4 protein-coding genes are annotated in these 6,660 nt (G+C 70.3%); 1 reads left to right on the top strand and 3 read right to left on the bottom strand.

From position 1 onward, the window contains the following. Both malQ and treZ read right to left on the bottom strand, forming a co-directional pair. A partial coding sequence (malQ, locus tag K2X24_RS02885) for a 4-alpha-glucanotransferase (protein WP_292494464.1) occupies window positions 1–2,108 on the bottom strand: 2,108 nt, incomplete at its 3' end. Further along, window positions 2,108–3,910 (bottom strand): malto-oligosyltrehalose trehalohydrolase, encoded by a 1,803-nt coding sequence (gene treZ, locus K2X24_RS02880; protein ID WP_292494461.1) that lies wholly within the window; start codon window positions 3,908–3,910, stop codon window positions 2,108–2,110. The genes malQ and treZ, both read right to left, overlap by 1 nt. 235 nt (window positions 3,911–4,145) lie before the next feature. On the opposite strand from treZ, the gene K2X24_RS02875 reads away from it, so the two are divergent. After that, window positions 4,146–4,355, top strand: a complete 210-nt coding sequence (locus K2X24_RS02875) for a hypothetical protein (protein WP_292494459.1) — start codon at window positions 4,146–4,148, stop codon at window positions 4,353–4,355. Between the two features lie 7 nt (window positions 4,356–4,362). On the opposite strand, the gene glgX is transcribed toward K2X24_RS02875, so the two are convergent. After that, a complete protein-coding gene (gene glgX / locus K2X24_RS02870; protein WP_292494457.1) occupies window positions 4,363–6,462 on the bottom strand; it encodes a glycogen debranching protein GlgX in 2,100 nt (699 codons plus the stop codon). Window positions 6,463–6,660: the final 198 nt, after the last annotated feature.

Genomic DNA, 6,660 nt, shown 5'->3' with positions numbered 1-6,660 from the left:
GGAACCGTGGCGAGGCGGGCGGCACCGGAACGCGGACCGCGATCCTCGGCCGACAGCGAGGCGGCGAGCTTGGCCAGGGGGCCGCCGGGCGCCGCGATGCTCTCCAGGGTCCGGTCGAGCTTCCGGCGCCAGTTCGGATAGCCTTCGGTCGAACCCGGCACGTTGGCCTGGGACAGTTCGGAGACCACGTCCTCGTACTGCACGGCCGTCAGCATCGAGGGCGCCCGGCCGAGATAGCGCGCGGCCGCCTCGAAAGGCGCGGCGTCCGGCACGTCGTAGGTCGGCAGCAGTTGCTCCCCGGCCAGCGCTTCGGTGAGCCGGGCGCGCTCGTCCACGCGCTCGCGGCGCTCGGTGTCGGCCCGCTCGGAGTCGTAAAGGCCCAGCGCCTGCCGGGTGTCGGTGTCGACGCCACGCCACCAGCCCACGAAGGTAGGCAGGTCGTGCGTGGTGATGGCGGTGAGCGCGTCGCGCGGGTAGGCCGCCGGCGGCTTGAAGCGGGCGCCCTGCTCGCGCTCGAAGGCGAGGATGCGGTAGCTGAGGATGCCGGCCTGCATCAGGGCATCGGAGAATCCCTCCGGGGCCGTGCCGAGATCCTCCGCGATGACGAGGCACTTGGCCCGGTGGCTCTCAAGGCGCAGGACCGCGAGCATCGGCTCGAACGGCATCGCCACGTAGGCGCCCTCCTTCGCCGAGCGGCCCACCGGGATCAGGAACAGGCGCGCGAGCTGAAAGGCGTGGTCGATGCGGATCGCGCCGGCATGGCGCATGTTGGCGACCACCAGGGCGCGGAAGGCCGCGAGGCCGTCCCGCTCCATCTCGAGGGGGTGGAAGGCCGGCAGGCCCCAATCCTGGCCCTTCGGGGCCAGGAGGTCCGGCGGCGCGCCGATCGAGACGCCGTTGGCGAAGCGCTCGGGATGCGACCAGATCTCGGAGCCGCCGCGATCCGCGCCGACGGCAAGGTCGCGATAAAGCCCCAGCCGCATGCCGGTGCCGAGCGCGGTGTTCGACGCCTCCTCAAGCTGCCGGTCGGCGAGGTACTGGAGCCAGACGTGGTAGGTCACGGCCTCGGCATGCGCCTGCGCGAAGGCGCGCACGGCCTCGGTGCCGTTGCGGCGCATGTCCTCCGGCCAGTCGCCGAGCCACTGGGCGCCCTTCGCCTGGAAGTGTTCGGCCAGTGCCTCGAAGGTGGCGTGCGCCTCGAGGTCCTCGCCACCGGCGGCCCGGAAGCTCGCAAAGCCCGCATCGCTGCCCTGGCGCGCCGCGGATTCCTGCCAAAGCGCCCGCAGCACCGGCGAGAGCACACTCCAGATCCCAGCGTGATCGACCAGCTTGGCCTCGCGAAGCGCATCGACGCGCTCGGACATGGAAGCGAGCAGCGCTTCCGCCTGCGATCCGATGAAGCCCGGCAGCACGCCGGGTTCGATGAACAGCGTCTCCAGGAAGAGGCGCGAGGACGGCGAGTAGGGCGAGATCTTGGTGCGGTCGTTGGCAAAGAGCGCATGGACAGGGCTCAGGCCGAGGAACGACGCGCCGCGCAGGCCGGCGTCGCGGGCCGCCCGGCCGGCATCCGCGTAGGAGCCGATGCCGAGATTGTCGGGGGAGCGCAGGCCGTAGAGCTGGGCCGCGAGGCCCCAGTCACGGGCGCCCTCGTCGGCGTAGGCGCGTGGGCGCCAGCAGCGCTGCGGCGCGGCGATGACCCAGGCCTCCGCGCGGCGCTCGCCCAGGTGCACGCCGAGCCGGTGATAGCCCGGGGTGAGCGGCGGCAGCTCGAAGCTGTCGCCCGCGATGGCGACCCGCCCCTCGCGATGGTGGCCGCGCTCGTCCGTGAGGCGCCAGGACAGGGTGCCGGTGGCCGCCGCATGCTGGATCGGCACCGTGATGGCCCGTCGGGCCTCGGCCGGCAGGAGCGGCGGGATCAAAGCGCCCCGCACTGCCTCTACCTCGGCGAGGCGCGCGGCGACGTCGGCCTCGGACTCGACGGGAAAACCGAGGGCCGCGATCATGCCCCGTCTGACGTCCAGGGACGTCTCGACGGGCTGCCCGAAGGCGTCGGTGTAGCCGGCGGCGACGCCGAGAAGGTCGGCGAGGCGTTCGAGGTCGCGGCTCATCACTTTACACCCGTCAGGAAGACACCCGTCCAGGACGGGAGTTCGATCGATCCGTTGCCCGAGCCGCTCGACCACACGATCTGGCCGTCACCGCGCTCCGCGGTGAAATCGTCCGGGCCGACATTGGCGACGAACCGCAGCCAGCCGCCATCGTAGGTCCAGGTGCAGTCCACCACGTCGGGACGCGGCAAGGTGGCCTTGGCACCGAGGTAGGGGGTCCGCGTCAGAGGCACGACCGCCTGATGCCGGATCTGGAGGAGGTTGCGCGTGTCGGCCAGCACGGAGCGATGCGGTGGTGCGGCGCGCTCGGCCCAGTCGATCCGCGAATCCGTGAACGTCTTCGCCTCGGTGGGATCGGGGATCACCGATGTGTCGTCCGCGAAGGCCGCGAAGCTCTTGAACTCGCGCCGCCGCCCCTCGCGCACCGCCTTGTTCAGATCCTCGTCGGGGGCGAAATCCACGAAGAACAGGAACGGCGCCGAGGCCGACCACTCCTCGCCCATCCACAGCATGGGGATCTGCGGGCTGAGGAGCAGGCCCGCCCGCGCGAGGGCGAGCTTGTCGGGGTCGCAGAGCGCGCTCAGGCGCTCGCCCAGGGCCCGGTTGCCGACCTGATCGTGGTTCTGCAGGAAGGTGACGAAGGCGGAGGGCGGCAGGTGGCCGGAGGGCTCGCCGCGCGGGTGGTTGTCGAGGGTCGGAAAGGGCTCGCCCTGGTAGGCGAAGCCCTCCGACAGGCAGCGCGCGAGGTGCTCGACGGGCCGGTCCGCGAAGCTCGCGTAGTAGCCGGCATCTTCCCCGGTGAGCAGCACGTGCCAGCAATGGTGGAGATCGTCCGCCCACTGGGCGTTGTGCTGGATCGCCTGTCCCTGCGCGTCGCGCTCCAGCCAGCGGGCCTGGTTGGCCTCGTTCTCCAGCACGAGGTGGATGTGGCGCCCCGGCAGGCGCGCCCGGACCGTCTCGGCGAGCTCCCCGAGGAAGTGCCGCTCCGAATCGTCCAGGATGGCATGCACCGCGTCGAATCGGATGCCGTCGAAATGGTACTCTTCGAGCCAGTAGAGCGCATTCTCGATGAAGAAGTCGCGCACCACCCGGCCGCTGGTCTCGCCGTCGAAGTTGATGCCGGCGCCCCAGGGCGTCTGGTGGCGCTCGGTGAAGAACGTCTTCGCGTAGGCGTTGAGGTAGTTCCCCGCCGGGCCGAAGTGGTTGTAGACGGCGTCCAGGAAGACCATCAGCCCGAGGCCGTGGGCCGTGTCGATGAGGTGCTTGAGGTCTTCGGGCCGTCCGTAGGCGGCGTCCGGCGCGTAGGGCAGCACGCCGTCGTAACCCCAGTTGCGCGTGCCCTTGAAGTCGGCGAGCGGCAGAAGCTCGATGGCGGTGACGCCGAGGTCGCGCAGATCCTCGAGCTTGCCTTCCAGGGCCGCGTAGGTGCCCGCCGGGGTCGCGGTGCCCACGTGGAGTTCGTACAGGACCGTCTCTTCCCAGGGACGACCCGTCCATGCGGCATCCGCCCAGTCGTAGGCGCGGGGATCGATGACTTCGCTGAGGCCGGAGACGTCGTCCGGCTGGAAGCGGGAGACGGGATCGGGCACCACGAGGTCGCCGTCGATCCGGTAACCGTAGCGGGCGCCGCCGCGAACCCCCGGCACCGTGACCCGCCGCCAGCCTTCGCCGACCTCCGGAATCGCGTGATCCGCCCCGTCGACTACCAGGGTGACGTCCTTGGCGGTGGGCGCCCAGAAGGCGAACCGGACCCCGTCCTTCACCACTTCGCTGCCGAAGGCCATGCTGTGGGCGCGCCGCATCAGGCAATCGTCTTTCGTGTCTGGAGTTCACCGGGAAAGCGTGAGCTTGCGCCGCACCTTCCAGAAGCCGGCGCGCCGCCCGTTGTTCCCTGGTCCGTCTCGGTCGAGGTAAGGCGTGGCGCGGATGCGACAACCGGCGGACGGCAACGTTTTGTGCGGCGCACACGGAATTTCGCCGTAGTCCGGCGCTTGCGTCGTCGCTCGGATTTTTCCGATGCAGCCCGGAGCGATCCGAATGAGCGAGCCGATCGAGTCCCTGGTCCTGGCACGGGCCAAGCTGAACTTCGCGCGCAAGGGCCACGGCGAGCGCTGCTGGGATACGGAGTTCGCGGATTCCGAAGCCCTGTGCGGCGCCGCGTTGCTTCCGCTGAGCGAGGCGGAACGCCAGGAGTTCCTCGACCAGGCTCGGCACGAACTGCGGCGTGAACCGCAGGTCGAAGGCTGAGGCGCGTTCAGCGCGCGTAGGCCGAGGCCGGGCGGGCCCGCAGGACGTAGATCGCCCGCGCCTCGAGGCGAACCCCGGCGCCGGGCGGGAACAGCGCCTGGCCACCCGGCACCGCGCCGGTCGGTTTCGTGGTGTCGAAGATCAGCGTCCAGGGGCCGCCGATGACCGGGGCGAGGGTGAAGTCGCACGGGGCCTCCGCCGCGTTCACCAGAATCAGGAGCCGGTCGGCATCCGGCAGATCGTTGCCGATCTGCATACCGAAGGCTTGGCGCTCGCCGTCGCCCCAATCCCCGTCGTCCATTTCGGTGCCGCCCGGCGCCAGCCAGTGCACGTCGCGGAACGGCCCCTCCCCCACGAGGGCGCCCGTGAGGTAGTCCCGCCGCCGCAGGGCTGGTTGCTCGCGACGCAGGCGCGTCAGGTTGCCGACGAAGGCGGTGAGGCTCGGATCGGGGTCTGTCTCCCAGTCCATCCAGCTGGTGGCGTTGTCCTGCGCATAGGCGTTGTTGTTGCCGCCCTGGCTGCGCGAGCGCTCGTCGCCCATCAGCAGCATGGGCACGCCCTGGGCGAGGAACACGCTGGCGAGGAGGTTGCGCTTCTGGCGCGCGCGCAGGGCCAGGATGGCCGCGTCGTCGGTCTCGCCCTCGACGCCGTAATTGCGGGAGAGGTTGTGGCCGTGCCCGTCGCGATTGTCCTCGCCGTTGGCCAGATTGTGCTTCTCCTCGTAGGCGACCACGTCCGCCAGGGTGAAGCCGTCGTGGGAGGCGGCGAAGTTGATGCTGGAGAGCGGCCAGCGCCCGGAGGCGGCGAAGATCTCGCGTGAGCCGGACAAGCCCTGCGTGACCTTGGCCAGCGTGCCGCGGTCGCCGCGCCAGAAACCCCGCAGACTGTCCCGGAACTGGTCGTTCCACTCGCTCCAGCCGCGCGGATAGCCGCCGAGCTGGTAGCCGCCCGGACCGATGTCCCAGGGCTCGGCGATCATCTTCACCCGCGCGAGGACGGGATCCTGTGCCACCGCCTGGAAGAACGCGGCCTTGGCGCTGAAATCGTGCGGGGCACGGCCGAGGCTGCTCGCGAGATCGAAGCGGAAGCCCGCCACCCCGTAGGCGGTCACCCAGTGGCGCAGGGAGTCGAGCACCATCTGCATCACGCGTGGATGGTCGAGGTTGAGGGTATTGCCGCAGCCGGTGCAGTCGACCTCTTCGCGGGGATTGTCGGGATTGAGCTTGTAGTAGCTCGCGTTGTCCACGCCCCGGAACGACAGGGTCGGCCCCGAATGGTCGGCCTCCGCCGTGTGGTTGTAGACCACGTCGAGGATGACCTCGATCTCGGCCGCGGCGAGTTCGCGGATCGCGGCGCGCAGGCCGCCGATGCCGGCGGGTCCGCGATAGCGCGGATCGGCCGCGAAGTAGTTCAGGGGCGAGTAGCCCCAGAAGTTCACCAGCCCCTTCTCGACGAGAAAGCGGTCGTCCGCGAAGGACTGGATCGGCAGCAATTCGATCGCGGTGACGCCGAGCTTGAGCAGGTGCTCGATGATGGCCGGGTGGGCGAGGGCCGCATAGGTGCCCCGTGCCGCCTCCGGAACGTCCGGATGGGTCTGGGTCAGCGCCTTGACGTGCGCCTCGTAGATCACGGTCTGCGAGAGCGGGCGGCGCACCGGATTCACCGCGAGGTCCGGCACCTCCGGCGGCGTGACGATGCCGCGCGGCATGAAGGCGGCGCTGTCGCGGCGGTCGATCTGGTCGGCGCGCTGGAGACCACGACGGTGGCCGTAGAGGGAATCGTGCCAGCGGATGCGGCCCTGAATGTCGCGGGCGTAGGGATCGATCAGGAGCTTGGCCGGATTGAAGCGGTGGCCGCGCGCCGGGTCCCACGGCCCGTAGACGCGGTAGCCGTAGAGCTGGCCCGGAAACACGCCGCGCAGGTAGCCGTGCCAGACGTCGTCGGTGCGGCAAGGCAGGCGGATGCGCCGCGTCTCGTGCCGCTCGCCCGGATCGAAGAGGCAGAGATCCACCGCCGTGGCGTGCTGGGAGAAAAGGGCGAAGTTCACGCCCCGCCCGTCGAACTGCGCGCCGAAGGGTGCCGGCACGCCGTCTTCGACGCCGATCATATTGTCCGATGCGATCAAGTGGTGGTGTCGTCCCAGGGTTGGGCGCCGGGGAGCGACGCCGAAGGTTTACTCCGCAGCGGCTGCGGTGCGGGGCGGCTCGCGCTCGATCGTGCGGAAGTTCTCGAGTTCCGACATGAAGTTGCGCGCCCACCAGTCGACGTCCTCGCGCGTCATGCGCTCGAGCATCGGCTTCCACCG

It is taken from the genome of Methylobacterium sp. (assembly GCF_019750675.1).
Taxonomy (GTDB): Bacteria; Pseudomonadota; Alphaproteobacteria; order Rhizobiales; family Beijerinckiaceae; genus Methylobacterium.
This window is presented reverse-complemented; position numbering and strand designations above follow the sequence as displayed.